Source organism: Akkermansia muciniphila, from assembly GCF_040616545.1.
In the GTDB taxonomy this organism is placed as follows: domain Bacteria; phylum Verrucomicrobiota; class Verrucomicrobiia; order Verrucomicrobiales; family Akkermansiaceae; genus Akkermansia; species Akkermansia muciniphila_E.
On sequence record NZ_CP156688.1, the window covers coordinates 851,163 to 877,437 of the forward strand.

Genomic DNA, 26,275 nt, shown 5'->3' on the forward strand with positions numbered 1-26,275 from the left:
TACTTTAATATAAACAGTAAAAAATATTTTCAATGAAAAACTTTTTCCTCATTCTGGTGGCATTTGTAGCTTGTAGCTCGGTTCAAGCCGAGTTGCTGTCCCATTTCCTTGACGGACAGCCAAGCCCTTATAACCACGCTGCCACAGTACCCGGCATTGACTCTTCGGGAGGCAGCCAGATGACTACTTATGAGGGGGCCATCACTTCATTCACCTACAGCAGAAATCTGGATATGATCAACTTCCCAACCGTATCGGGTGGCGATGGCAACTATTGGGCCCTGTTCAATGATCATACAACGCCGAGCGATACACCCCACTACGACAAATCATATATTCAATTTTCAACCAAGGCAGAAGAAGGAAAATCCCTTGATTTATATAACATTACATTTGATTGGGGAGCGGCTGTGCTGGAACCCACAACAGTAACTTCACGGTTCGGATTTGAAATTTTCGCCAACATAGGCGGAGAGGATTGGATACCTCTTGGTCTGACAAGCCAGCGAGGCGTCATTAGTGTTGGAACAGATGCAGGATTCAAAACTTTTGATCAAAGTGTATCTTTCGACTTAACTTCCTGGAGTCAAACCTATAGCAACATAAACGAAGTCACATTCAGAATTGCTTTTGCCAACACGACCGAAGATGTTGAAGAAAGTTTGGCGATTAGCAACATACGGCTCAACGGCATGGCGCATGATGCTATTCCGGAGCCTTCGACCTCCATGCTTGGCTTGCTTGCATTCATTTCCTGTCTCGTCCGTAGAAAAGTCCGGCCAGCCTAGATTGTGCAGAAAATTATTCCGGCTCATCGGAAGATAAATAAAACGGGTGAAAAAAATAAATGAGGCAAATTGCAACAGCAATAGGAAAAATTCTCCACCCTTCTTATTTTCTAAAATATACGCTGGACAAACAATCTACAAACGATAATCGGGCCTTAGATCTCTTTCATTTGAACTGGCTCCAATTTAGGGTATAGGTCACTAAGACGAGAACAGGAACTCCATGTCTTTCAGAAGGAATGGATAAACCATGCAGGAGGAAGGAACAAAAGCGGCTCCGGCTGCCTCATGAAAACCTACCTGGGATCCGTCTTGTTCATCCTGCCCCGGGAATCCAGGGGATAATCGAAAAACGGGCACCAGTTATCCATGCGGTACACGACGTCCTGAATCCGGGTCTTAACCTTCTCCCCCTGGGAATCCCGAAGGCATCCGCGCGCGCCGGTACGTGGACCGGAGGGAAGCTTCTCCTTCAAGGTCATCCCATACCGGAGGCGGCAGCCGGAAGGGTCCGACGATGTTACGATGCGGACGACATTTTTACCGTTCAAGCTGACGGACTTGATCTCCAGAGGCTCCTCCCGGCCGTTCACGAGGGAAAAACCGTAATTGCCCGGATCAAGAATCGTCCTGGTATCCAGCACCAGAGGAGGCACAGGCGCAAAAAACTTCACGTCTACCGTCCAGTCCTGCCCCTTCCTGCCGATTGCATGGGCGACGGGATGGATGGGCTTCCACTTCACGCCTTCCACCATCACCTTATACATGACGTATCCGGCATACTCCCCGTAAAGCCGGGACATGGGAGCCGTCAAATGCACCCCGTCGCTATAGGTGAAATGATACATGGGCGTGGTCATGATGTACCGGCTGTCTTTCTCCAGGGCCAGATCCAGCTGGGCCACGGCAATCACGGGGTAGTCCGTGGGATTCTGGGCAAAATAATTGAGGTGGGAAGAAACCTGGTACCCGAAGCACAGCACGTCATTCTTCTGCCCGGTAACGGCCTTGGCGTCCGCGTCAATATCATGGATCAGGGCGCGCATCCTCTCCTTATACCACTCCCCGGTTTTCCTGTCCTGCTGGTCGGTTTCCCCCTGCGTCCACAGGAAACAGGGCATGGAAAAGGTCTTTCCGGCCTTGGCCGCTAGCTCGCGGCCCGCTTTTAAATCATCCAGAATGCGTTGATAAGGAGCCTTCCCTTTGGAGAGGACGCCTATGCTGACACCGCCCACACCGTCGGCAGAGCACAGGAACCGGACCCTGGCGGACTTTCCGGCATCGCGCTTCTTCAGCAGGCGCATGAAATTACCGGCCGCTCCGGAAACGGGCGTCTCCCCCCTGGCGCCGTCCGGAGAAACTCTCTCCACCAGAGGAACTACGGCGCTCCGGTCATTGCCGCCCTCAAAAGGCCGCACACCGCCCTTGAACATCAAATTGCCGTCCTTCTGCTCCGTGGTTACGACCGGCTTGGCCGTCCAACCTACGGAAAGCGACTGCCCATAAGACGGGACGTAATTCCATGCCGTCAACACGGGCTTCTGCGCAAAACTGCACGGGATCGCCGCCATCAACAGGCAGAAAAGAACGCCGGAACGGACACATGTATTCATCTTCATCATATCACGGAATCATGAGCATGTACGGCTGGACGCTCATTAAAATTTCCATTTGCTGAAGAAAACTATCAAGGAACAGATGAAACTGCATCATCCCCGAATAATCTTATTCTAAAATATTAATCATCAGCGCCAATAACATGGCGCAGCCCGTGCCTGCCCCTGGTCATGAAAATGTCGGAATGCTCCCCTCTTCCTGCCGATTTATCAACGAAGGCTACAGGAAAATACATTTTTTCTTTGCCTGTACAGGTATCCGGGAAACTTCATGGTGTCCTCAAAAATCAGTCCGCCCGGTTTGGCCGGAATACGGAATAGAAAGGCTACTCCTTTCTCACGGCAACCGCCTCATCAATGACCAGCTTTTTCAAGGTCTCCCTGTCTTCGTCGAGCACTACGGTTCTGAGCGCATGTTCATAGCACTGGCGGGAATATTTCCGGGCTTCTTCCTTGAATTGCCCGTTATCCAGGTTATACAGCTCGGCAAAAGCCTTCAACAGCTTGATGTCAATAACCGTAATGCCTCCTTCATCCCGAAGGATAGGGGCAAAAATATCTGAAAACAGATTGGAGACAGTTAAAGGAGGCACCCAGACTCTCTCATACTTCACCTCGGCATGGCGTTCCGCCTGGGCGTAATTCGTCAGGAGCCGCACGCCCCGGTTGATAATATCAATCCCTGTGCCGTAATCATTGACGGCCGCGGATAAGGCCCGTGCGGCAATTTCAGCAAGCACGCACAATCCGAATCTGGGGTCCTGTTCAAAATTGCGCTCATGGCCGACCACAAAAGCTCCAAGTAGCTCACGCCGGGTTTCAGACGACACAGGCTTGTCAACGTAAACCAGGATTGAGGAAACGGAAACGAAATCCCCCGGCAGTGAGATAACGTAAATATCAAGGTCCCTGTCCCTGGAAAGGTGGTCCAGCTTCCCCATGTCAATATATTGGATATTGCCTGTCTGTTCACTCCTGACGGGAACGGCATTTTCCGGAATATCAAGTTCCCGGTCAGCCAGGGGATTGGCCCCCAGATACGGCTCTCTGGCGCGTTCCAGCAATGCTTTCCGCGTTACTCCCTCCACAAGCTCTGAAGTCTCGCCCACCCGGCCAAGACGGGACAAATGCTCAATCCACCGGATAAGCGTGACCAGAATAATGGCGATGACCCCTAGCGTGACAACGAACAACACGACTCTTCCCTTCTGGTCGTACATGCCGGAATTCAGGAAAATAATCGCAATCAGGCTGAAAATGAAGGACCCGATGAACGTGGAAAGTGCATTCTGGGCCGTGGAATCTTCCATCAGCAGCTTGGTGGCCCGGGGCGTCACGCTTGACGTAGCCGCTGCATAGGCGGAAACGACGGTGGTTAAGGAAAAAGTAGTAACCGCCAGCATACTTGAAGCCAGAATGTTTAAAATCGTATCAACCGTATCCGCCCCGATCTTCTGGAAAATATCAAACGGCACAAACTCACCCAGATAAATAGATGCAATGGCCGTAATAATAGCCAGCAGGGCAAAATAGGTAGCCTTGACCCAAAGCAGCTTGTTAGCCCGCAAAAACAATAACTTGATTTGAAAAATGAAGGACCCTTTCATTAGAAGCTGGAATTGGAAGAACAGCGGAAAGCTACTCTCCTGTTAAACAATATCCTGGCCTCTCCGTTCAAGAATAAGACTCTCAAAGAAGAAGGAAAGGCGTACCATGTTACAACTTTAATGTCCCCAAGGTAAAATATCAGCGCCATGGAACGCCATGAACCGGGAAGCCCCGCTAACAGGTTCTGAACCTGGAAAAAATGCTTCACCCGAGGCAAATATCTCAAGCATGACAGCAGCGGATGCCCCTGTCACGGAAACCGCAGCAGGGGGAGGCCAGTGATTAAAACAATGGAAGCCTTCAAAATCACACGCAGAAAAGATTAACAGCACAATACTGAAGCGCTCCCCTTCATCAAACAGCCCGGGCCTTGCGTTGAAGCCGGGTGGGTTTCCGTTTGCCGGTAAAAAGAGAAATAGTGAAAGAAGAGGAAAACGGAGAGTGTAACTTCTAACATCGTAAAATCATTCACTCCCCACGTTGTTATGAACCGGATCATTTCATTCCTCTCCCTTCCCCTGCTGTCGCTCGCAACAGTATTTGCCGCCAACACGCCGGAAAGTATCGGCAATGATCTCCAGCTATTCAAGGATGCCTCCTGCACGGCCCTGAAACAGGATGTTAAGGACACTTCCACCTTCCAGTCTGACGCGATGAAGGAACTCGCGGGCAAAATCTTGGCAGGCAACTACAAGCCGGACTACCTGTATGCCGAATATCAGGCCCTCCCCTCACCCCGCCAGACGGGCAAAAATCTCAGAATCGGAGATGGATTCAGCAAATACGACAACATGACGGGTGTCTACCTGGAAAAAGGGCAGCACGTCGTGCTGGTAGGCAAGACGGATGGACGTGAAATCAGCCTCCTGCTCCCGAACCTGATGCGCAAGCCGGCCGAAGGAGTACAGCCGACGAAAGACCCCAACGGCTGGGGACTGCACAAAAAGCAAATTCCCCTCAAGGAAGGAATCAACATCATTGATGTGGAAACGCCCGCCAACGCCTACATCAGTTATTTTACTAATGATGCCGATACGGCTCCGAAAATCCCCGTCCATTTCGTGACGGGCAAGGTCAACGGGTATTTCGACACCACCCGGGGCGACACCAACGAAGACTGGGTACGCCTGCTTGACCAAGCCGTCTCTCCGATTATGGACGCCCGGGGAAAATACATCCAGGTGGCCTATCCCATCGAATTCCTGAAAAAATTCACCAGGGACCGCGGTACCGAACTGATCGACGCCTATGACAAGCTGATTGGCATTCAATACCAATTGATGGGCCTCGATAAATACGGCAAAATCCCGAAAAACCGCGTCTTTGCCCGCGTGAACTTCAACTACTACATGTTCCGCGACGGCGACGGAGTCGCCTATCTGGGAGACAACGGCACCATGCGGATGGTGACTGATCCGAAAAACGTCCTCAAGGGCGACGCCTGCTGGGGGTTCTCCCATGAAGTCGGACACGTCATGCAAATGCGCCCGATGACCTGGGGCGGCATGACGGAGGTCAGCAACAATATTTTCTCTCTTCAAGCCGCCGCCAAAACGGGCAACGAAAGCCGCTTGAAGCGCCAGGGCAGCTACGACAAAGCGCGCAAGGAAATCATCGACGGAAAAATCGCCTACCTGGAATCAAAGGACGTCTTCAACAAGCTGGTCCCCCTGTGGCAACTCCATCTTTACTTTACCAAAAACGGGCATCCCGACTTCTACCCTGACGTCATGGAATACCTGCGCAACAACGCGGGAAACTACGGCGGAAATGAAACGATCAAATACCAGTTCGAATTCATCAAAGCCTGCTGCGACGTCACAAAAACCGACCTGACCGACTTCTTCGAGAAATGGGGATTCTTCAAAACCGGGCAATTCAAAATCGGTGACTACGCTAATTACGATTTCACCGTCACTCCTGAAATGGTGGCTGAAACAAAAAAATGGATTACTGATAAAAGCTACCCGAAACCTGAAACTGATATCGTCGGAATAAGTGAATAGTATTATTAAGAAATCCTAATTATTCCTCATAAAAGCCATAATATGCCTATCTCTCAGTAAAAAATGGAAACCTTTTCTCCATTAGAAAATGTATCAATTGGGAAAATAGGAAAATCCATTTAGGCCCTTGTAAGGCAAAATTATTTTTTACGGTAATTTTTCAGATTTGCGGATGTTAATACCCATCATTCCTCTGAAATCCTTACAAATGATCCTGGAGGCATTTAGAATAAACCACCATCCACCGACAAGGAATACAGCGTACAACTGACAGGAAACACAAAATCATCCCTCCATGAAGATTTTGTACGAAGCCGTTTTTAATTAAACATTTCCTCGTGGTCATTCAATCCAGCTCCACTTCTTAGAATCCAAGGAATACAGGATAATTAATTCTAAATTGATTCTTACGGAAATTATTCAGGAAGAAAGGTAATTGGTAAGGGAAGATGTTAAAAAATCCGTACAATCAATTCTGGGGATATTCAGAATAAAATAATCTGCGTATAGATGATTCTCCGTATACTACCATCAGCATTTTCCAAAACATGGATTCTCCAAGTGATCCTGTAAAATGGAATAATGGAGAGGAAAAAAGGCTTATGAAAACGGGTTTAAAATTTACAAATATATTGCAATGAGCAAGTTATGAAAAATATGGTCTCATACAATGTATATTAAAGATAAAAGAGAGAGTTTTCAAATGTATACTTCTGTATACCTATAATCTACTTCTGCAAAAATTCACAAAATCCACAAGCACATGGAAACAAATAAGTTACAAGAAAAATGATCTCACTCCATGTATGAATATAATTTGAGGGGAATACCAATGGATGATGGAGAAAAGTATTTATGAGAGATAGAATGGTAATGGAAAAATGAATAGGGAGAAATTGATCGAGGAATAATAGCAAAAGCTATATTATAAATTTAATATTCCTTGAGAAGGATTAGAGTCTATTTTTTTCTTAGCTTTTAACGGTGTAGATTTGATATCAATAGACACGACAGGTGAGATATTGTCATCTTTTTTAGTATCATATTTTGATAAAAGAGAATCAACTATATCATTTGGTAATGAATTTTTTCCAAATACATGAGATACAGATTTGATAAAATTAAGGCAAAATTCTTTTGATATTTCCATATGATGACTAACCCATAGTTTTATTAACTTTTCTCCAAATTTCCCTATAAATTTAATCATTTCTTTATCTGAAATTATTCCCTTGAACCAATTTTTAAAGTCATCGGAAGATTGCGTCTCTGAACTTAAATGTTCATATCCTTGAATTAAAACAGATTTAATGAAATTTTTTTCTTCGTTCCAAAATTTGGAAGAATCATCTAGGCTTTCACAGAATAGAAAAAGCTCTTTTTCAAAAGCAATTTTCTGATCAAATGCACTAGGTAAAAATAGAACATTTTTAGTATTCTTCAGAAAATTTTCTTCTTTTTGGTCGGAATCAAGTATATATATTGCTTTAATTGTATCTTTTAAAGGAGCGAATTTAGATAACCATTTCAAATAATTTGCCGATGAATTAGATTTTCTTTCGTTTTGTTCACCTTCCTCTGCTATCTCATTAGTAAATTTAAAAAAACCGGATTTAAATTTATTGTGAGTTAAACAATTAAAAAAACAATACGCTAATTTATCCTCAAATAAAATATTTCTTCTTCTCTCAGGAACAACATCCCTTACTAAAGTGTTTGTTAAATTTGCCTCAATAAGTTCATAAGTATCATATTCTTTTATGAAAACTTCTTTATTGTGTCTTCTTAGATATAAAATAGAAGTATATTCTTTCAAGGAAGATGTATAAGCATGCTCTAAGATTATTAAAGAATGAGTTGTTGCTATTATTTGAATATCTAATTCTTTTGCTTGTTTAGAAAGAAATTCTAGTAAGTTCTTTTGTGCAACAGCGTGAAATGAAGCATCCAATTCGTCTATTAATAAAATGCCTCCCTTATACTTTTGTCCAAGGATTTTCTTTAGACGTTTAAATGAAAGAATAGAAGTAAGAATTTGTCCCAAATTGTCTTGACCGGCGGAACAACCCTCTGAATCGTAATCTTCAAAATTAGTACCAATAAAATCGCCTTTAGATGGTATGCCGGAATGGACTATTTCTGTATCTTTAGCTTCTTCTGTTAAACATAATATTTTTCTATGCCATTCTTTTAAAAAATTCTTTTCCTCTTCATTTAAATCACTTTTTTTTGTTAGTCTAAATTTAGAAGAATTAGCAAGAGGAGATAATCTTGTTAGTCCTAAATATATTACTGGATGAGGAAAATTTCCTTCTCCTCCAGTGTGTGTTTTACCGGCAACAAATCTTACAGGAGTAGATCCTCCGCTACGAATTCTTGATTTTATAGGGAGGCCTTCTGTTGTTAACCATTTTTCAGTTAGGTCGTCCCCTTGAATGAATAATCTATAGTTATGTTCTCCTTTATTGTCGTACTGTTTTGATAGTCTAAAAATTTCACTAAATTTAGACTGAAAAATTTTGCCTCCAATAGTTTTATATTGAAAATCTTGAGCATCGTAATTATCTGTATATACAGATACTTTTGCATGAGATTCAGATATTCCTTTTTTCTTTTTAGAAAAAGAAAAGGCTTGGGCAATCATTCCCAAGAGAGTGGATTTTGATGTTCCATTTTGACCTGCTATTAGGGTAATCCTCTCACCTAAATTAGCTGATTGCTGATAAAACCTTCGGAATCGTTCAATGTATAATCGATTCACTAAAAAGCGATTTTCTTGAAAAGAATTTCTACACATTTGAATATAACACACGAGCTTTTTTTACTTCATTTGGAACAATTAACGGGGTAATTATATACTCCAGACCTTTCGTTGGGGGCATTATTGAGTAGAGTAGCCGTTTTTCATATATTGGATAATTTCTATAAATTTGAGAAATAGAATCGCAAGCATCATAAGAAAGGACCCAAGGGCATCTTGTATTTTGTATTGACTGAGCCAGTAACATATGACCATTATGATCGTAATGATTCAAGTAAAGAGTTTCTCCTTTTTGATAATAGGGTGGATCAAAATACATGAAAACCTTGTCTTCAGAAAAATTCATTAACTCTATAAAGTTTAAAGCATCAAGATTGTATATTGATATATTTTTTTTGAAAGAAGAGATTTTTTTTATTTTTTCAATTAATTTATTTTTATTAAACCTAGCATCTATTCTATATTTCCCTTCTTGTTTTATTCCTCCAATGGGATTAGCTAAAATTATTCCGGATCTATTACAGCGATTAAGAAAAAAAGTTGCAACACCTAATTCAAATCCTGCTTTTTTCTCTGTACAATAGATGTGTTTTTGTTCTTTCCAAGTTTCTATAGTAATAGGAGTATTTTCAATCCATTTAATTAATTTTTTAGGATGCCTTAAAATAGTATGCCATACAGAATATATTGCTTTATCATAATCATTAAGGATGATATGAGGTACGGTACCATTTAATAATAAGGATACTGAAGCGCCTGCTCCACCGGCAAAGCATTCTGCCAATTTGTGCCCTTTTAACCGGTTCAACACTATTATCTCTCTTAACAGAGAAGAATAGGCAGTTTTTCCTCCTGGATAGCGAAGGGGGGAATCAATACAAGGCATATTAAGGAAATGATAGGCTTTCTGATATAAATGTAAATCCCAAAGGCCTGTATGCAATTGATTTTTCCCAATATTTTCCCCATACCTCTACAAATAAAAACCGCAATACATTCATTACAAACATATTGCGGTAGAAAATTGATGGCGGACAGGGAGGGATTCGAACCCTCGGTACTGTTGCCAGTACACACACTTTCCAGGCGTGCTCATTCGACCACTCTGACACCTGCCCGTTGATAGATTGTGTTAAATAGGAAAGCGGGGATAATGTAACGGTAGAAGAGGGGGTTGGCAATCTTTTTTTCACCTGGGAGGCATTTTCCTGTTTTCCTCAAGCTCTTCCCGCGTTTCCATCTGTTGCCTGAAAAGGATGGAAAGCGCATAGGTATCCAAGGAATCCTGGAAATGGGATGGTAAGAGAACCTCATAATACCATATAAAAACAGGCTTCTGTTATCTACAGAAGCCTGTCATTGAACAAGGTTGAGTCCTTCGTGCCCGATGCCTCTCTTCTTTTAGAAAGGCAAAAGACGTTCTTCCTCTTTTTTCAGCGTTTGCGTCTTTCAGGAAGGGACTCTTACTATTAGGTCATTATTTCTTTTCCGGACGCTCAAGATCGATGCCCCATTTTTTCTGCATGAATTTTTTGTGGAATTCCAGTTTGTCCTTGAAGCGGTTCAGGTTTTTCACCTCCTTGGGGGACCATGCGGTTTCCACCAGAGCCAGGGCGCGCGGGTAAGCCTGGTAGAAGACGCGTTCAATGTTCGGCAGGCGTTCCGCCCACAGGCAGCAGTCTACGCCGCGTACGCGTTCCATTTCCTTGGCGGAGAGGCCGTGGCCCGGTTCCAGGGAGTATACGTTTTCCAGGGTGTTGACGGGCATCCAGCCCGTGTCCGGCTGGCCGGAGGGCCAGTCGCCGGGAAGCTGGGGATAGTCAAAGTAGCATTTGCCGTTGGGAGCACAGATGACGTCCACCTTGTCGCCCGTGGTGTTGGCTACCGTCTTAGGCGTGTGCCCGCCTCTCCACGTGGTGACGATCACTCCGTCCGGATATTTGCCTATGGGCTCATACCAGAAGACGGCCGTTTTCCCGCGGCTTTTCAGCATTTTGGCGCACCGGGTGAAGAATTCCACCATTTCCTTTTGAGCGGCGGCCTTTTTGTTTTCCTCACGGATACCGGCTTTCTCACGGAAGTCTGCGCATTTGGGACATTTCATCCAGTTGTCTTCCGGCGCTTCGTCTCCGCCCAGATGGACGTATTGGGACGGGAAGATGTCCTTGAGTTCATTGAAGACGGCGTTATAGAATTTCCACACGTCCGGGTTGCCGGGGCATACCAGCGTGTAGGAGATGCCGGCATTCGTTCGCACTTCCAGCTTGGGGTTTGGGAAGCAGAGGAATTCCGGATAGGCGGTGCAAAGGGCCTGGTTGTGGCCGGGCACATCTATTTCCGGGATGATTTCAATGTTCCGGGCGGCGGCGTATTTTACCAGGTCCTTAAGCTGTTCCTTGGTGTACATGCCACCATGGGGGGTTTTGTTGCCAAAGGTTTCCTTACGCTTGGAGGCCACGCTTTCCAGCTTGGGGTATCCGGGGACGGGAAGGCGCCAGCCCTGGTCATCCGTGAGGTGGAAATGGAGCTTGTTGAATTTGTAGAAGGACATCACATCAATGAATTTTTTGACGTCCTCCACCGGAACGAAGTGGCGCGCAGTATCCATCATCATGCTGCGCCATCCAAACCGGGGCTTGTCTTCAATGACGCCGCAGGGAATGCCGCCGTCCTTGTACTGGGCCTGGAGCTGTTCCAGCGTGTTTTTGGCGTAAAAGAGGCCCGCGCGGTCGCCAGCCTGGATTTCCACACCCTGCGGCTTGACAGTAAGTTTATACCCCTCCGGCCCCAGAGCCTTGTTGGCGGCCTGCTTGAGGATTTTAGGGGATTTACAAACGCCGGAGGAGGTGCTGACTTCGGCCGGTTCCGGGATGATTTGATAGGGACGGGATTCCACGTCGCCGGCAGCAAGAACGCTGCCGCCCATCGCCAGCAGAAGAGAAAGGATAAGCCATTTCATTGCGCGCGATTCTGACGGAACCGCTTTCCCTCCGCAATCAAAAAAAGACCATAGGGTTCCGGCATGTCCCGGAAAAGGCGTTCCCCGCCTGCACTTCCATCTTGACGGATGCCTTAAAGACGGGTTTGCTAGTCCTGCGCATGGGAGAGTCCTTTTACACACGCACCACGGAGACACCCCCCTCCGCTTTTGATTTGTCCCTCAGACCACCCGCCTTCAGCGAGTTCCGCGGGCAGGAGAAGATCAAGGACCGCCTGATGCTGATGGTGGAGGCCGCCAAACAGCGCGACGACGTGCTGGACCACATCCTGCTGAGCGGCCCTCCCGGCCTGGGAAAGACGACGCTTGCCAATATCATCGCGAATGCCGTCGGCTGCCGCATTCATACGACGTCCGGACCCCAGATTGAGAAGGCGGGAGACCTGGCCGGCGTGCTGACCAATCTGGAAAAGGGAGACATTCTTTTTATTGACGAAATCCACCGCCTGCACCCGGCCATTGAGGAGTACCTGTATCCGGCCATGGAGGATTTCCGGCTGGATATTATCATTGACCAGGGCCCGAACGCCCGCTCCATCCAGCTGAATCTGCCCAAGTTCACCCTGGTGGGGGCCACCACCCGCGCCGGCATGCTGACCAGCCCCCTGCGCTCCCGCTTCGGCCTGGTGAACCGGCTGGATTATTATACGCAGGAGGATTTGTGCTCCATTATCGAACGTTCCGCCGGGCTGCTGAACGTTCCCGTGGAGCCGTCAGGAGCATTTCAGATTGCCCTGCGCTCCCGCGGCACACCCCGCGTGGCCAATTCCCTGCTGCGCTGGGTGCGGGATTACGCCCAGGTACGCGGCAACGGCGTGATTACGGAACAATTGGCGCACGACGCCCTGACCATGATCGAGATTGACGACGACGGCCTGGACGAGATGGACAAGCGCCTGCTGGAGGCCATGATTTACAAGTTTAACGGCGGTCCCGTGGGCCTCTCCTCACTGTCCGTGGCCGTGGGGGAAGACGCCTCCACACTGGAGGACGTGCATGAACCTTTCCTGATCATGCAGGGGTACATCAGCCGCACTCCCAGGGGGCGCGTGGCGATGCCCTCCGCCTATCTCAAGATGGGGGCCACTCCGCCGGCCAACAGCCAGGGGTGGCTGTTGTAAGCCATTCGTTTACGGCATGGCAGGAGTCCTGCGTTTTGTGCTGGTCATGGGGCCTCCTTTCTTTTAGACTGTTCCCACATAAAACGTCAGGACGTTTTCTGTTCATCATACGCCCAAAGCTATGGCCGCAAATTCTGATATCGCCTTTAAAAGACTGCCCGTCAAGATCATCGGTACGGGCTCCTATGTTCCGGAACGCCGTCTGACCAATGCGGACCTGGAGAAGATGGTGGACACTTCCCATGAATGGATCATTGAACGCACGGGCATTGTGGAGCGCCGCATCGCCGCCCCTGACGAGTATACCTCTCACATGGGGACCAAAGCCGCCCAGCGCGCTCTGGAATCCTGCGGCCTCCAGCCGGAGGATATTGACCTGATCATCGTTTCCACCATTACGCCGGATACGTTCACCCCTTCCACTTCCTGCTACATCCAGGATGCCCTGGGCGCCAGGAATGCCGCCGCCTTTGACATTTCCGCCGCGTGTTCCGGCTTCCTGTTCGCCATGAAGACGGCCGTCCAGTTCCTCGGCACGGGCCAGATGAAAACGGCGCTCATCATTGCCGCGGAAAAGCTTTCCACCGTCGTCAACTGGGAGGACCGCACCACCTGCGTCCTGTTCGGGGACGGCGCCGGCGCAGCCGTGCTCCAGGCCTCCACGGGGGAAGATGGGGAAGGCTCCATTCTGGCCACGGACATCGGCACGGACGGTTCCCTGCATGACCTGCTTCAGATTCCCGGCGGCGGTTCCCGCTGCCCCACCACGGCGGAAAACGCCCATGAACGCCTGGCTACCCTCGCCATGCGCGGCAAGGAGACCTTCCGCCAGGCGGTTCCCCGCATGAAGGATTCCGCCGCCAGCGTGATTGAACGCGCCGGCCTCACGGCGGAGGAGATCAAGCTGATCATCCCCCACCAGGCCAATCTCCGCATCATCAATGCCGTGGCCCAGCGTCTCTCCATCCCGGAAGACAAGGTGTTCATCAATATTGAAAAATACGGCAACACGTCCGCCGCCGCCGTGGCCATCGCGTTTGACGAGGCGCGCCGCACCGGCAGATTCGGCAAGGGGGACAACGTCGTCCTGGTCACCTTTGGCGCGGGGCTCACCTGGGCCGCAGCCGCCATCCGGTGGTAATTCCGTTATTCCATTCCAGAACTTACATTACACATGACAACCGAACCGTACGGCAAGAAGAATCCGTTCCCCGCACCAGTCCTTTCCGTGAAGCACCTGACCGGAGAAGGCAGCCCGAAAGAGACGATCCATATTGAATACAGCCTGGACGGCGCCGGAATGGTGTACATCGCCGGAGACGCCCTGGCCGTGATTCCCGCCAATGACCATGCCCTGGTGGACACCCTGATCAACAAGCTGGGCCTCAGTCCAGATGCCCAGGTCACCACTCCGGAAGGAGAAACCGCCAGCCTGAAGGATGCCCTGGTCAATAACTATGACATCACCAACGTCAACAAGGCCCTTCTGACCAAATGGGCCGCCGCCTCCGGCAGCCAGGAACTGGAAGCTCTGCTGAACGGGGACAAGGAGGCCCTCAATAATTTCCTGTGGGGCCGCGACGTGCTGGACCTGGCAACGGAATATCCCGTGTCCTTTGAATCTGCGGAAGCTTTTGTCGGCATCCTGAAAAAGATCATGCCCCGCCTTTATTCCATCGCTTCCAGCCCGAACGCGCACCCGGAAGAAGTGCACCTGTGTGTGGGCGCCGTACGCTACACGGCCCGGGACCGCAAGCGCGGCGGCGTGTGCTCCACTTACATGGCGGACCGCCTCCAGCCGGGGCATACGGCCAGGGTGTTCATACATACCAACAAGAATTTCCGCCTGCCGGAAGATGGAAACACCCCCATCATCATGGTTGGCCCCGGTACCGGCATCGCTCCCTTCCGGGCATTCTGGGAGGAACGCATCGCCTCCGGAGACAAGGGCGGCAACTGGCTGTTCTTCGGCAATCCGTACAAGGCTACCGATTTCTGCTATGAAGACGAGCTGAATAAACTGACGGCAGCCGGCAAATTGAAGCTGTCCGTAGCCTGGTCCCGCGACCAGGAGAAGAAGGTCTATGTGCAGCACCTCATGGTCCAGGAAGGTGAAGAGCTCTGGAAATGGCTGGAAAACGGCGCCTGCTTCTACGTCTGCGGAGATGCTTCCCGCATGGCGAAAGATGTTGATGCGGCTCTCCATGAAGTGATCCAGACCTGGGGCCGCAAGTCACCGGAAGAAGCCGCGGAATACGTGGCTGACATGAAAGAGCACCGCCGCTACCAGCGGGACGTGTATTAATCGCGCCCTCCGGATTTTCCTCTTTTTTACCGCGCTTTTCCACCATCCGTGGAAAGCGCTTTTTTGTCCGGGAAACCGGGCGGCCTTCACCGCTACTGGTACCGGGAGAGGCCTTTCACCGGAGAAACATTCCGGCATGGAAAGATGCCGTCATTTTCCTTTTATGCGGAAAAAACATCTGCCCCGATTGGAAACCGTTCCACCCGGAGAGGGTCATTAAGAATTATTTCCGGGCCGCATCTATGACGCGGGCGGCTGCTCCGGATCCTTGTACGGAACTTCCGTCTCCGTGGTAATCCAGCTGCGCTGGTAGGGTTCCAGGCCGTAACGCACATAGGTATTGTTGCCTATGCCGTTGAGAATCGTGGGGGATTCCAGCTGCGCCCTGCCCCCATATTCCCCCGCCTGCATATCCAGGTATAGTTTGGGAGACACTGACATGTGGTAGGTATCCCATCCCCTAATGTCCGCCAGCTTAACAACCGTATCTCCGGATGCTCCGCCCATGACCAGCCAAACCGCAGCTCCCAGCGTGTTGGTATAAGATATCTCCGACTGGGCGATCACCAGACGGTAGGCCGCGGAACAGGGATTCGTGTTGTTGTCGTAATTCAGGCTGGATTCAGTAGTACGTACAACGTAACTCCGTGGAGTCCCAATGCCGATGAGTTCGCGAACGCGGGCTTTGCACCCCTCATCGTAATAGAGAGTCACTTCAACCAATCGGGCAATAGAAGGGGCGCTGCCGGCCACGGGCCTGAAGCGGTAACCATCCATCCCCGCATCCGGTAATTCCGTCCACTCTCCTCCTGCTCCCAGAAGCATGGACATTTTGATCCAGACACCGGCGCTCCCACCGTTATGCCGGAGCGGGATGGAATATCCCATGATCTTGCTGTAATCGCCACCGCCAACTGCTCCGGTAGTTGGCAAGGTAAGGGAGGTACAGCCACTGGCGCCCAAAAGCATCTCGCAGTAGCACCCTGGAACCACATGGTTGATCGTCACCCCATTGGTAGCCGTGCACGAGGACGCGAGCCAATAGGTACGCGTCTGGTGCATCAGCACCAGCTGGGCCACTCCCATGGCGTAAGCCCGGTTCATAGACGCCGTATCCGTTTCAGCCCCGGCAGCCAGTGGAATATTGATACCTCCGTTGGCGTTGACGATCCCGGAAAACGCGGCCGCCTCCGCCATCAGGTTTCTTAAAACCACGTCCCCACCGCTCTGCATTCCGCTCCGGCCAGCCGCACCTAACGCGGCCGGTTTCAGCATCTGCGTTACCATGGCATTTTCATCAGATACTTCTACGGCTTCCCCTGGAGCCACAAAACTATACTGTCCAGCTGTATCAGCCTCCAGAATGGTGATAAAAGCAGCATCGGCACGGAGTGCCTGAACGGTACAGGCCTCCGTACATGTCAGCGCATACGCGCCCCCTTTAACAGTATCAATTCTCATAAATTTTAATTAATCAGGCTTAAAAAAACACCAATCGGCCAGAAAATCATCACGCACAAACCGTCTACCCACTCCAGTTTCCCCCCCGGCCAGACGAAACCACGCCGGAAGCGTCTTTTACTCATTCAAGATTCCATTCCTACACAAGGAACAATGCCATCCTCTTCACCGGGCCAGCAGCCCGATTTCAACCATCACGACAATACCCGCCATTACTTGGCGGCTGGTGTTTTCCTTTCCCTGACAGAGTATTCACCTGATACTAGAAAGGTATCTTTTAACCTTCCTGAGCTTAAAGAAGGAAATCATGCAGAACAAATAGAGCCTTTGCGGCAACGCATGGGCCATGCCCATCCAGCCTTTCCCTTTCAACTTCCATCTCCGGCGGAAGGGATAATCCCACCAGTTCAGAAGGTGGTCAATGCCCTCAACCATGTTCTTCCTTTCCTCAATCTCCGCCAGCAATTCCTCCCGGGAGCGGAAAACCGCGTTTCCGGATTTCAACAAATCCCCGCACAATTCCAGGCCCGTCCGTTTGCTTTTTCGCAACTGCTGATGCACTTTCCGTTCTCTTTCCTCAAAGGCCAGCGCCGTCTTCATGCCGGCAAATCTCGCCGCGCTGTTAATGGCACAAATGTTCTTGGAGGCAAATCTATAGTAGTACAGGGAAGTAGCGGGCAGTTCATAAATATTCCCCTGGAGCCACGCATAAAATGCCATTAAATCATCTTCAAAGCTGGCCGTCATCGGCAGGGAATTTCCCCACTGGCAGGCGCTCTTCCGGATCATCATGCTCCCTCCGTAATGGGCGCGGGAAGAAAAAGGCCCTGTTTGGAGCCGGACGGACAATGCCCCTTCCGGAGCAGCCGGAAACTCCGGGAACTCAAACGGAACCCCGGCTTCTTCATAAACATGGGTCATTTGACTGGCCACAGCCACGGCATCCGGATGCTCCATCACCGCCCTGGCAAAAATCCTGCACCGCCAGGGAAAGGAACAGTCGTCCCCATCCTGGCGGAGAATCCATTCATGGGTGGCCAGTTCCACCGCCTGCCTTATGTGCTGCCCGCGTCCAAGGGCGGTTTCATTCCTGTTTAAAACCACCCGGTACGGCCCACGGTACCGGGCCGCCATTTCCTGCATGACGGCAAACGTACGGTCGGAAGAACCGTCATCGGATAGTATGATTTCCACCGGTCCCTCATAGTCCTGCCGGAACACACTCCGGATGGCATCTCCAATGCAGTATTCTTCATTATGTCCGGTCAGAACGATGCTGATGGAGGGAAGGTCCGAATGATTCATGACGGGAGATTAGATCAGGGATAGAACAATAGGTAGATCTTAGCCTAATCCCGCGGAGTTGACCAGCATAACAGGCCCTAGGGCATGCCGGGGTCATTTTTTCCACAGCAGGCGCAGGCGGCTGCCCGCCATGGACCAGGCCCGGTGCACCATGGAGCGCATGCCCGCCGTACCGCAATACATTAAAAACACCGTTACGCCGCCATAGGAAACAACCATCAAGAAGGCGCATGTAAACCAATTCAGGAAAGACAGGGAAGGCTGCAGGGGAATATATCTCCATACCCAGGACATCAGCACGGCCGGTGCCAGAATCAGCGCCAGCTGGTAACCGAATTGAAGCCAGTAGAACATCACATTCTCCCTGAACCCCCATGTGTACAGCATAAAGGGCTTCCAGATGCCTACGATCAGCATCAGGCTGGAAATGCCTCCCAGCAGAATGCCGGGCAGCCCCCAGAGATAGCCTCCGATGACAGCCACTGTAATGTTGATCACACTCTCTGCCAGCGGCGCCCAAATATCCCAGAAGAGACCGTAGCCATACAAGAATTGATCCGTCACTCCCCGCGTAATGGCAATGAAAAGATTAATGATCACCAGAATCATGATTTCCCGGGAGAGGATATAGCCGGACCCCAGCCAAAGGGAAATGAAGGGCTCCAGCAACTGGTAAAGGGCGAAGCATATCGTTCCGGCGATCAGCATACGCAGGGAAAACAGTTCATTAAACACCCTGCGGATTTTTGCCGTATTTCCCTCCGCAATCAGATTCCCTACACTGGCTTCCGTACTGCCCAGCAGGTTGTTGACCAGGAGAAACAGCTTGTCCGTAATAATGGAATAGTTGCCGAAGTAAGCCACCATCTGCAGGGAAACGAAGGCATAAACCAGAAGCGGCGTTATCTGGAACTGAGCAAAGGCCCCAATTCTGTGAACAAACAGCTGCCTGGTATATCTGATGACTTCCGGATATTTCCTGAACAACTGGCGCCCCAAGGCAACACTGCCTTTCAGCCACGGGTACACTTGGTTGATTTTCCAGTTCAGGATGAATGAATAGATTCCCCCAAATAACAGTTCTATCGCGATCCACAGATAGTAGCTGCCCGTATACCAGGCAGACAGCATCTGAAATAAAATCTTGATGATGGTAGCCGTTTGGAAATAGACAGCTACCACGTAATTTCTCTGGTCCGCTCCCAGGAGAGTCTGCCTGTAATTAGCAAAGTAGCCAATTAGGGAAGATGCCAGAAATGAAAAATAAGCAAAGTAGATGACTCCATAGGAAAACCCCGTAGAAGGAAAAATCAACGGCAGAAAACATGCCAGCACCAATCCGGCGCCAATAATAACCAGGCCTATCCAGCGGTACATGTAGCCTAGGACGGAAATGATTTCGTTAATCCTGGTTTTATCCTGGTCAAAAATAGGTTTATAAAGCACATAGCCTATCGCCGTGCTTACCCCCAGTTCCGCCAGATTGAGAAAATTTAGCAGGTTTAATAAAGTTCCCGTCAAGCCGACAAAATCGGCTCCCAGGCAGTTTAAAAATATTTTCCGGGAAAAAAAGGAGATGCACAGAATCAAGATGTAGAACACAAGATTCACACGGGCATTCTGCAAACTCTTTTTTACACGTGATTCCCTCATCTCATACATTTCATGAATTCAACCCAACCCTATCAGAAAATATAAAATACAGAAATTGCACAAACCCGCTTTTATTTATTCAGCCTGTAAAATAAAACAAAATATTCCGCCAATCATATACCCATGAAAGCGGCATTACCCTAGCACATCATTCCACTACATCAACACTTTTTACCTTAGCAAAAAAATCCATTTGATTCCTATTATTCAATAATGCGGTGCAAAACTTCCTTGCCTTATTTTCACCTGCCATCTATATTGAAGTTCGTGAGCAAAGGCCGGATTTTAATTGTCGCCTATACATTTCCTCCGGGAGAAGGCGGGGTAGGAATGGCAGCTTTTGAAATGGCGAAAGGGCTCGGTACTTTAGACTGGGACATTCACGTGCTTACGCGGGAACAGAATCCACTGGCTGATCCATCCCGCCCGGTATGCTGTTCCGTCGCCTCCATACCGGATTCCTTAACGGAAGACAGGCCGCGTTTAAAGGAATACCTGAACACCCATTTGGGGGATATCCAGCCGGATTTCATCATTTATCATTCCTGGTCAAACTGGTGCAGGAAGGAACTCATGGAATATGCCAAGTCGCACCACATCCCCTTCATCCTGCGCTCACATGGGACAGGCACCAATTTTTCCGCCTTCTTCCGACTCCGTTACCCCCCCTTCTTCGGAATGAAAAAATGGATCGGTTCCTTCCTCAATACCAGGAAGTCCGTTCTCCTTACGGGCAAAGAAGCGCCCTTGAACCGTCTTGTTTTTCTTGAACCCTGCGGAAGCCTATTTAAAGGATTCGATTACTATTATGCCAGCAAGCTCAAGCTTCCCAACGCCTGCTGCATTCCCAACACTTTTCCGGCGTTGAAACGCGGCACTCCGTTCTTCCGGGAAAAATACGGATTAACCGGGGTCTCCGTGTTCACCTGTGCGGCTAGCGCCTGCACAACGAAACAACAGCTCCTTTTCATCCGCCAGGCAAGACGCATGGATTTGCAGAATATCGTTTTCCTTTTTCTCGTCCCTCAACGCAATTCGTATGCAGAGCAAATGGAAAAGGCCATCGGGAACCATCCCGGATTCCGCATTCTTTACAATCTTCCAAGGCATGAAGTGGAGGCCGCCATCTCGGAAAGCGACGCCATGTTCCTCTACTCCTACCAGGAACAACAGCCTTTGTGTATTCTGGAGGCCATGTCCTGCGGCATTCCCTGGATAGCTCCGGACATCGGTTGCATTTCCGTTTTGAAAGGTGGCATCATGCTGAAGAGAAGAACTCCCGGCTGTCTTAAAAAGGCTCTAACCTCCATGCTGGCTCCTGATACCCGGAAAAGTTTAGGCGCCGCCGGATTCCAGCAGTGGCAGCAGCGCTATGCGCCCCATGCTGTCTATGCCCAGTGGGAGGCCCTGTTCCGTTCCGCCAAAAAATCTGAAAACTATTCAGACACATGAATTACAAGTGATTTGAATCTCCTCTTCATATGATCCCTTCCGACCATACCCGGCCCGTTCTCGCCATTGTCTCGGACATGCCTTTGGGGCGTCTGATTCCCAGCGAGTTTCAGGAAAAAGATCGTTCCCTTACACCATGGATTTTTTCCCTGTTCCAGGCTCTGGCAAACCAAGCGGAATACGACATCCACTGGATCACGCTCAAGAAATATGTTTCCGAGTATACGGTCAAATCCATCCATCACCAGACCATCCATATTTTGCCGGACTCCAGCCTGGCAGTAGGTTTGCTTACCAATCATTTTTCCGCCTCCAGAAAAATCCGTCATCTTCTGGATCAACTGAATCCGGACCTGATTCACGTCTGGGGTATTGAACTGGCATACGCGACCGCGTGCAAAACGCAACCACGCATCAAGCTGTTGTCCTACCAGGGCTCCCTGATTGCTTCTTGCCAACGTTCCAAAATGAAAATGTTCCCGAAGATTCAGGCCTTCTGGGAAAAACGGACCACTCCGGAATACCGCCACATCACTTGTGAATCTCCATGGATACATGATCGTATTCTTGAAATATCCCCTTCCGCCCAGATTTCGATCATTGAATATGGAGTGGAGGAATCATTCCATCACGTCGAAAGATCACCCTCCGCCACTCCGGAATGTTTGTTTGTAGGAAGCCTCAATGAATTAAAAGGCGTCAGGTACCTGATTCAAGCATTTATGGAACCCTCGCTGCAACATGTTGAACTTTATATTGCCGGGTCAGGGGAATTAAGGGAAAAACTGGAACCAGCAAGCACGCCCAATATCCATTGGGTTGGCACCTTGCAGCGTCCTGAACTGCAAAGGCGGATGTCGTCAGCATGGTGCCTGGTACATCCCACCCTGGGTGATGCCTCTCCCAATTGCGTCAAGGAAGCAAGAGTCATCGGGCTTCCCGTGGTCACTACTTGCGAAGGGGGGCAGACCCAGTATGTCATTGACGGCAAATCCGGGTACATTATCCCCGTCAGAGACAGCGAAGCCATTGCCCAGGCAGTCCTTTCCCTGACTGAATCCCTGGAGAAAAACATGACCATGGGGCTTTACGGGCTGGATGAGGTTAGAGAAGCTCTGAAAATTGAACTGACTTGCAGCAAATTCCTTTCCCGGTACGGATCCCTGATGAATGACAAACCCTCCTCTCTTCCGGATTGATTCATCCATGCATGAAACCGGCTCTGCGCCCGGTCATACTCTTCCATTCCCCTTTCCCATGAAAAAGGTTGTTTTCATTAACTTTGGTTCCGCCCGGTTTACGCACCGCCAGATGTTGCAGCTTCTTTCCGCCAAACTGGCCGGAAAAGCGGATCAAGTTCATGGATTCCAGCCTAAGCACTTAAAAAAGCTCGGGTTTTATAACACCCATCCCTGGGCTCACCCTTCCCAGAGAGGATTTGCATTCTGGTCATGGAAACCCTTCATCATTCATCATGCCCTCCGGCAGGTGCAGGACGGGGACATGGTCATCTATTCAGACGTCGGCCGGCCGTGGGTGCGGATGTTCCACCATTCCCTGGGCTCTGTTCAACAATGGCTGGAAGAACTGCGCCAGGACATCATGCCCGGAATATACATCCCCTATACGGGTACAATAGGAAATTGGACCAAGGCCGCCACGCTGAACCAAATGGAAGCGCTCTCGCCGGATATGTTGAATTCTCCTCCCATTCAGACCTCCTTCTCCGTCTGGAGAAAAACCCCGGCGACCGTGAGACTGGCGGAGGAATGGGAAGAAAAATGCCACCATTTATCGCTGGTTGGAGATTACGACGCAAACACGGACATACCGAACGGCCCTTCCTTCAAGGACCACAGGCACGACCAGGCCATCTTCTCCATCCTGTGTTTTCAGCATCATCTAAAAGCATTGGACTCCATAGGGGGACAACGGCCCGAGGTTGACAAGGATCTGGACGCCTGGCTTCAGCTTCAGGGAGCTCCGTCGTCAGGCGCCTGTGCAGATGCCCTGTTAAACGGGCTTTCCGCCACCGCCAGAAAACTGGAAAGCGCCGTCAGGACCTGTTTGAAAAAGTAACCCCTCCTTTCCGTCCACCACAGAATCTTCATGCAACCATCCCCAGCCACCCTCTCCACCCTGTTCCTTGCCGGTCCCACCGGATCCGGAAAGTCCGCCGTGGCCGTGGAACTGGCGGACATGCTGGGCGCGGAGATCGTCAGTTCGGACGCCTACCAGGTGTATCGTGAAATTCCCGTCCTGACGGCGGCCCCTTCCCCGGAAGAACAGGCGCGCATCCCCCATCACATGATTTCGGTCATTCCCGTCCAAATGCCCTGGGACGCCACGGAACACTACCACCGGGCCATGCGGTGCGTGGAAGACATCCATGCGCGGGGAAAAACGGCCATCGTCACGGGAGGTTCCGGCCTGTACTTCAAATTCCTTTCCCATGGCCTGTCGGAAGCTCCTCCGGGAGACGCCTCCCTGCGCGCCGCCTTTGCGGACTGTTCCACGGAAGAGCTGTACGCCAGGCTCTCCGCACTGGACCCGGAAGGCGCGGCAGCCACCAGTCCCGCCAATCGGCGTTATGTGGAACGCAACCTGGAAATCGTCCTTGCCGGAGGAAAACCCCTTTCCTTCTGGAAGCGGAACTGGCTGAAACCGCCCCGCGGCCACGGCTGGGCCATCACCCGGGACGTCCCGGAGCTGGACGGCAGAATAGCCGCCCGCGCCGCCCGCATGATGCAGGAAGGGGCCGTGGAGGAAGTGGAGCGGCTGGGCCCCTGCTCCGCCACGGCGGAACGCACCCTTGGCCTGGCTCTCATACGCAGCATGCTGCGCGGAGAAATCACCCAGGAAGCCTGCCAGGCGCAACTGGCCCTGGCCACCCGCCAATACGCCAAACGGCAGCGTACCTGGCTGAAACGCGAACAATGGCTCCGGGAACTTCCAGCAGACGGTCAGTCCTCCGCGCGGGAACTTGCGGAACGCATGATACGGGACCTGACGCATTAATCCTTTTTCACTCGGCGATAAACATCCTGAAAGCGGCGTCATCCTGTTATTCCCATGGCAACCCGCTTGCTCCTTCTTTATCAGGCTATATCTAACATATTTTTGGAAAGATTGACATTTAAATGGATAAAAAGTTATCCTAAGTATCGTTCTTCGCAGTTCCTTTCCTGGCATGAACTTTCCCTCTTTCCGCCTTTCCTCTACCGGCATTTTTCTGCATGCCCTGGCAACCTTTGTTCATGCAGAAGACATTCCCACCACAGATGACCGTTCCCTGTACATCGAATCGGAAACGAAGGTTGCCTCTCCTCAATGCCTCATCGACCAAGGAGACCAGGACGAGGACAGGAAACGCACCAAAGTCGGTATTGGAGAAGTGGTCACCTTAACCTTGAACGGCAAGAGGATTAAGGACGTGGACTCAGACTCCCTTGAATGGTCCCTGGAGCCGGAGAATGCGGCCAGCATTGAGAAATCAAATGACGATATTAATCAAGCTACGCTGACCATCAGCAGAAATCTTACCCAGGACACTAACTTGAAGGTTCGAGTCAAAACCAGCCTTGATGAAGAACTACCGAAAAGAGAACCCTCTGTTTTCAGCATTCTCGTTCCCTCTGACATTAAAGCGGAACATTCCGGGAAACGGGTGGAAGAACATCCCCAGGACAAGGAAAAAGACAGACCGGGAGCTTCCTCCAAGCTTGTCGTGACTTTTCTTCCCTTGGCGGTCAGTTTCAGCAACGTTCCCATCATGGAACGGGCGGAAGACCCGGAAGGATTCAAACCGGTGCATACCCCGGGAAAACAGTTGATGTGGCCCAATGCCCTGAATGCCTACCATCATGACAACATCGGCTGGAGATGGGACAAGGAGAAGGATATTCGCTTGCAGCACTTGCAGGACATGAAACTTCCCGATTCCTTTTCATGGATCTGCGGGTGGTACGTACACGCCGACGGCAAGGACTGCTACAAGGTCGGCAATGACACGTACTCCCAGGATTTTAGTTTCAAGTACGAAGATGAAAGGGAAACCAATAAGGAATCCCCCACCAGGGGCTTGAAAAATATCAAGGTAAGCATCACCAAATTCGGATGCACCGTCACGCGCAGCACAGCAGGCAACGCCCTGCATGCCGACTCTACCGCCAATCCATAACCTCCTGTTTTTAGCATCATGAATAAATCTTGTCCCTTCCTTCTGTTATTCGTCCTTTTCCCGCTGTCCTTTCCCTGTTCAGCCTCTCCGGAGCAGGACCGCCTCCCCCTTCCTTCCGCCATCAGTAATCTGAACAGGCAGAACCCGGAACTCCTGCACCTCAAGAAATTGCTGGACAGCGGCCAAATCATTCCGTTCTACCAAGGGGCGGATAAGATATTGAAAGAAGCCAACCTCTACCGGAAAAAGGACGTCACCCCTCAGGAATTGACGGAGGGGCTTTTCCTGTGCTACCTGATTGCCAAGGCCCCGTTCATCGACCTCAACGATTACGAAAATGTCGAATGGCTTGCTACCTACACTAGCGTAGATCACCACGCAAAAGAGTTTTTCACAAACAGTATCCCTTTCCTTGCCCTAACGGACAAGAATAGCAGCCTCCCAGGCAAGGAAGAGGCCCTTCGATTTTATTTATCCGCAAAAGCCCTGATCATCAAACAATTCCACAACCAAGTGGATTATGCTTTTGAAGCTACGGAAATCTTCGCCCACATGCTCATCGACCATGCCTCCGGAATGTCCGAAGGAAACGATACCAAGCTGTTCAACAAGACAAGCGCGCTGAGTTCGAGAAGCAACAACGCTCAATTCGCCATCAGAAGCAAGGAACGCGGATTTATCAGGGAATTGATGACCTGCTTCCCGACCAAAGCCCAGGAGGTCAAAAAATACCTGCGTCTGGCCGGATACAGGGACAAGGACATTCCGGCCCTGCTGGACAGGACCGTCGGCCGGGTGCCGAAAGCGGCCTACCTTTACAAGGGATTGCCCAAACAGAAAAATTAAAGCGGCATCTAAATCCAGACAACAAAAAGCGTCACTAGTGCAAACCCTTTCCTGCATAAAAAGACTGTAAGGCATCCCCTTGTTTTCCCAGGTTACGTCCGAATAATCGTCTTCCCCGCTTTTTGTCTTGGCTTGCGGGGGCATCTTTGATTTACAGGGGCAGGCGGGGAAGACT

Annotated in this window: 20 protein-coding genes and 1 tRNA gene; 11 read left to right on the forward strand and 10 right to left on the reverse strand. The window is 50.1% G+C overall.

Going from position 1 to position 26,275, the window contains the following annotated elements; all coding sequences use genetic code 11:
• The first annotated feature begins 32 nt into the window (after positions 1–32).
• Positions 33–788, forward strand: a complete 756-nt coding sequence (locus tag ABGM91_RS03495; protein WP_354833711.1) for a hypothetical protein — start codon at positions 33–35, stop codon at positions 786–788.
• Between the two features lie 296 nt (positions 789–1,084).
• On the opposite strand, the gene ABGM91_RS03500 is transcribed toward ABGM91_RS03495, so the two are convergent.
• Positions 1,085–2,401: a sialate O-acetylesterase gene (locus ABGM91_RS03500; protein WP_354833713.1), complete on the reverse strand. Its 1,317-nt coding sequence runs from the start codon at positions 2,399–2,401 to the stop codon at positions 1,085–1,087.
• A 329-nt stretch (positions 2,402–2,730) separates the two neighbouring features.
• Positions 2,731–3,972, reverse strand: coding sequence for a DUF2254 domain-containing protein (locus ABGM91_RS03505; RefSeq protein ID WP_354833715.1), 1,242 nt, complete (start codon positions 3,970–3,972; stop codon positions 2,731–2,733).
• A gap of 525 nt (positions 3,973–4,497) precedes the next feature.
• On the opposite strand from ABGM91_RS03505, the gene ABGM91_RS03510 reads away from it, so the two are divergent.
• Entirely contained in the window at positions 4,498–6,018 is a 1,521-nt protein-coding gene (locus ABGM91_RS03510; RefSeq protein WP_354833717.1) for a M60 family metallopeptidase, read from the forward strand.
• A gap of 925 nt (positions 6,019–6,943) precedes the next feature.
• Here ABGM91_RS03510 and ABGM91_RS03515 read toward each other — a convergent pair.
• The 4 genes from ABGM91_RS03515 to ABGM91_RS03530 all read right to left on the reverse strand — a co-directional run bounded on the left by ABGM91_RS03515 (position 6,944) and on the right by ABGM91_RS03530 (position 11,738).
• Complete coding sequence (locus ABGM91_RS03515) at positions 6,944–8,779, reverse strand: AAA family ATPase (RefSeq protein ID WP_354833719.1); 1,836 nt, start codon at positions 8,777–8,779, stop codon at positions 6,944–6,946.
• Between the two features lie 28 nt (positions 8,780–8,807).
• A complete protein-coding gene (locus tag ABGM91_RS03520; protein ID WP_354833721.1) occupies positions 8,808–9,665 on the reverse strand; it encodes a DNA adenine methylase in 858 nt (285 codons plus the stop codon).
• Positions 9,666–9,807: 142 nt separating this feature from the next.
• Positions 9,808–9,897 (reverse strand) — tRNA-Ser (locus tag ABGM91_RS03525).
• A 359-nt stretch (positions 9,898–10,256) separates the two neighbouring features.
• Positions 10,257–11,738, reverse strand: coding sequence for a beta-N-acetylhexosaminidase (locus tag ABGM91_RS03530; protein ID WP_354833723.1), 1,482 nt, complete (start codon positions 11,736–11,738; stop codon positions 10,257–10,259).
• A gap of 140 nt (positions 11,739–11,878) precedes the next feature.
• On the opposite strand from ABGM91_RS03530, the gene ruvB reads away from it, so the two are divergent.
• The 3 genes from ruvB to ABGM91_RS03545 all read left to right on the forward strand — a co-directional run bounded on the left by ruvB (position 11,879) and on the right by ABGM91_RS03545 (position 15,203).
• Positions 11,879–12,898 carry a Holliday junction branch migration DNA helicase RuvB gene (gene ruvB, locus ABGM91_RS03535; RefSeq protein ID WP_354833725.1) on the forward strand — a complete coding sequence of 340 codons (1,020 nt, stop codon included), beginning with the start codon at positions 11,879–11,881 and terminating at the stop codon, positions 12,896–12,898.
• 121 nt (positions 12,899–13,019) lie between these two features.
• On the forward strand, positions 13,020–14,039 hold the full coding sequence (locus ABGM91_RS03540; RefSeq protein WP_354833727.1) for a beta-ketoacyl-ACP synthase III: 1,020 nt from the start codon (positions 13,020–13,022) through the stop codon (positions 14,037–14,039).
• A 33-nt stretch (positions 14,040–14,072) separates the two neighbouring features.
• Entirely contained in the window at positions 14,073–15,203 is a 1,131-nt protein-coding gene (locus ABGM91_RS03545) for a sulfite reductase subunit alpha (RefSeq protein ID WP_354833729.1), read from the forward strand.
• A 240-nt stretch (positions 15,204–15,443) separates the two neighbouring features.
• Here the strand turns inward: ABGM91_RS03545 and ABGM91_RS03550 are convergent, their stop codons facing one another.
• From ABGM91_RS03550 to ABGM91_RS03560, 3 genes are all read right to left on the reverse strand, one after another.
• Positions 15,444–16,664 carry a hypothetical protein gene (locus ABGM91_RS03550; protein WP_354833731.1) on the reverse strand — a complete coding sequence of 407 codons (1,221 nt, stop codon included), beginning with the start codon at positions 16,662–16,664 and terminating at the stop codon, positions 15,444–15,446.
• Between the two features lie 252 nt (positions 16,665–16,916).
• Entirely contained in the window at positions 16,917–17,969 is a 1,053-nt protein-coding gene (locus ABGM91_RS03555; RefSeq protein WP_354833733.1) for a glycosyltransferase family A protein, read from the reverse strand.
• A gap of 93 nt (positions 17,970–18,062) precedes the next feature.
• A complete protein-coding gene (locus tag ABGM91_RS03560; RefSeq protein WP_354833735.1) occupies positions 18,063–19,622 on the reverse strand; it encodes a sugar transporter in 1,560 nt (519 codons plus the stop codon).
• A gap of 330 nt (positions 19,623–19,952) precedes the next feature.
• Between ABGM91_RS03560 and ABGM91_RS03565 the strand changes: the two genes are divergently transcribed.
• Positions 19,953–21,074: a glycosyltransferase family 4 protein gene (locus ABGM91_RS03565; protein WP_354833737.1), complete on the forward strand. Its 1,122-nt coding sequence runs from the start codon at positions 19,953–19,955 to the stop codon at positions 21,072–21,074.
• 29 nt (positions 21,075–21,103) lie between these two features.
• Positions 21,104–22,273, forward strand: coding sequence for a glycosyltransferase (locus ABGM91_RS03570; protein ID WP_354833739.1), 1,170 nt, complete (start codon positions 21,104–21,106; stop codon positions 22,271–22,273).
• Position 22,274: 1 nt separating this feature from the next.
• Here ABGM91_RS03570 and ABGM91_RS03575 read toward each other — a convergent pair whose 3' ends face one another.
• Positions 22,275–22,436: a hypothetical protein gene (locus tag ABGM91_RS03575; RefSeq protein ID WP_354833741.1), complete on the reverse strand. Its 162-nt coding sequence runs from the start codon at positions 22,434–22,436 to the stop codon at positions 22,275–22,277.
• Positions 22,437–22,577: 141 nt separating this feature from the next.
• Here ABGM91_RS03575 and ABGM91_RS03580 point away from each other — a divergent pair, with 141 nt between their 5' ends.
• From ABGM91_RS03580 to ABGM91_RS03595, 4 genes are all read left to right on the forward strand, one after another.
• Positions 22,578–23,153 (forward strand): hypothetical protein, encoded by a 576-nt coding sequence (locus ABGM91_RS03580; protein ID WP_354833743.1) that lies wholly within the window; start codon positions 22,578–22,580, stop codon positions 23,151–23,153.
• A 30-nt stretch (positions 23,154–23,183) separates the two neighbouring features.
• On the forward strand, positions 23,184–24,092 hold the full coding sequence (miaA, locus tag ABGM91_RS03585; RefSeq protein ID WP_354833745.1) for a tRNA (adenosine(37)-N6)-dimethylallyltransferase MiaA: 909 nt from the start codon (positions 23,184–23,186) through the stop codon (positions 24,090–24,092).
• A 172-nt stretch (positions 24,093–24,264) separates the two neighbouring features.
• The gene (locus tag ABGM91_RS03590; protein WP_354833747.1) at positions 24,265–25,254 is read left to right on the forward strand and encodes a hypothetical protein; all 990 of its coding nucleotides are present in this window, start codon (positions 24,265–24,267) and stop codon (positions 25,252–25,254) included.
• A gap of 18 nt (positions 25,255–25,272) precedes the next feature.
• Positions 25,273–26,100: a hypothetical protein gene (locus ABGM91_RS03595; protein WP_354833749.1), complete on the forward strand. Its 828-nt coding sequence runs from the start codon at positions 25,273–25,275 to the stop codon at positions 26,098–26,100.
• Positions 26,101–26,275: the final 175 nt, after the last annotated feature.

Excerpts from the sequence above, each read along its gene's own strand:
- ABGM91_RS03565 (WP_354833737.1), top strand. The coding sequence starts at position 19,953 with ATGGCAGCTTTTGAAATGGCGAAAGGGCTCGGTACTTTAGACTGGGAC.
- ABGM91_RS03520 (WP_354833721.1), bottom strand. The coding sequence starts at position 9,665 with ATGCCTTGTATTGATTCCCCCCTTCGCTATCCAGGAGGAAAAACTGCC.
- ABGM91_RS03580 (WP_354833743.1), top strand. The coding sequence starts at position 22,578 with ATGGTCATCTATTCAGACGTCGGCCGGCCGTGGGTGCGGATGTTCCAC.
- ABGM91_RS03495 (WP_354833711.1), top strand. The coding sequence starts at position 33 with ATGAAAAACTTTTTCCTCATTCTGGTGGCATTTGTAGCTTGTAGCTCG.
- ABGM91_RS03545 (WP_354833729.1), top strand. The coding sequence starts at position 14,073 with ATGACAACCGAACCGTACGGCAAGAAGAATCCGTTCCCCGCACCAGTC.
- ABGM91_RS03530 (WP_354833723.1), bottom strand. The coding sequence starts at position 11,738 with ATGAAATGGCTTATCCTTTCTCTTCTGCTGGCGATGGGCGGCAGCGTT.
- ABGM91_RS03510 (WP_354833717.1), top strand. The coding sequence starts at position 4,498 with ATGAACCGGATCATTTCATTCCTCTCCCTTCCCCTGCTGTCGCTCGCA.
- ruvB (WP_354833725.1), top strand. The coding sequence starts at position 11,879 with ATGGGAGAGTCCTTTTACACACGCACCACGGAGACACCCCCCTCCGCT.
- ABGM91_RS03590 (WP_354833747.1), top strand. The coding sequence starts at position 24,265 with ATGAACTTTCCCTCTTTCCGCCTTTCCTCTACCGGCATTTTTCTGCAT.
- ABGM91_RS03595 (WP_354833749.1), top strand. The coding sequence starts at position 25,273 with ATGAATAAATCTTGTCCCTTCCTTCTGTTATTCGTCCTTTTCCCGCTG.
- ABGM91_RS03555 (WP_354833733.1), bottom strand. The coding sequence starts at position 17,969 with ATGAATCATTCGGACCTTCCCTCCATCAGCATCGTTCTGACCGGACAT.
- ABGM91_RS03560 (WP_354833735.1), bottom strand. The coding sequence starts at position 19,622 with ATGAGGGAATCACGTGTAAAAAAGAGTTTGCAGAATGCCCGTGTGAAT.
- miaA (WP_354833745.1), top strand. The coding sequence starts at position 23,184 with ATGCAACCATCCCCAGCCACCCTCTCCACCCTGTTCCTTGCCGGTCCC.
- ABGM91_RS03500 (WP_354833713.1), bottom strand. The coding sequence starts at position 2,401 with ATGAATACATGTGTCCGTTCCGGCGTTCTTTTCTGCCTGTTGATGGCG.
- ABGM91_RS03540 (WP_354833727.1), top strand. The coding sequence starts at position 13,020 with ATGGCCGCAAATTCTGATATCGCCTTTAAAAGACTGCCCGTCAAGATC.
- ABGM91_RS03570 (WP_354833739.1), top strand. The coding sequence starts at position 21,104 with ATGATCCCTTCCGACCATACCCGGCCCGTTCTCGCCATTGTCTCGGAC.
- ABGM91_RS03575 (WP_354833741.1), bottom strand. The coding sequence starts at position 22,436 with ATGAACTTGATCCGCTTTTCCGGCCAGTTTGGCGGAAAGAAGCTGCAA.
- ABGM91_RS03550 (WP_354833731.1), bottom strand. The coding sequence starts at position 16,664 with ATGAGAATTGATACTGTTAAAGGGGGCGCGTATGCGCTGACATGTACG.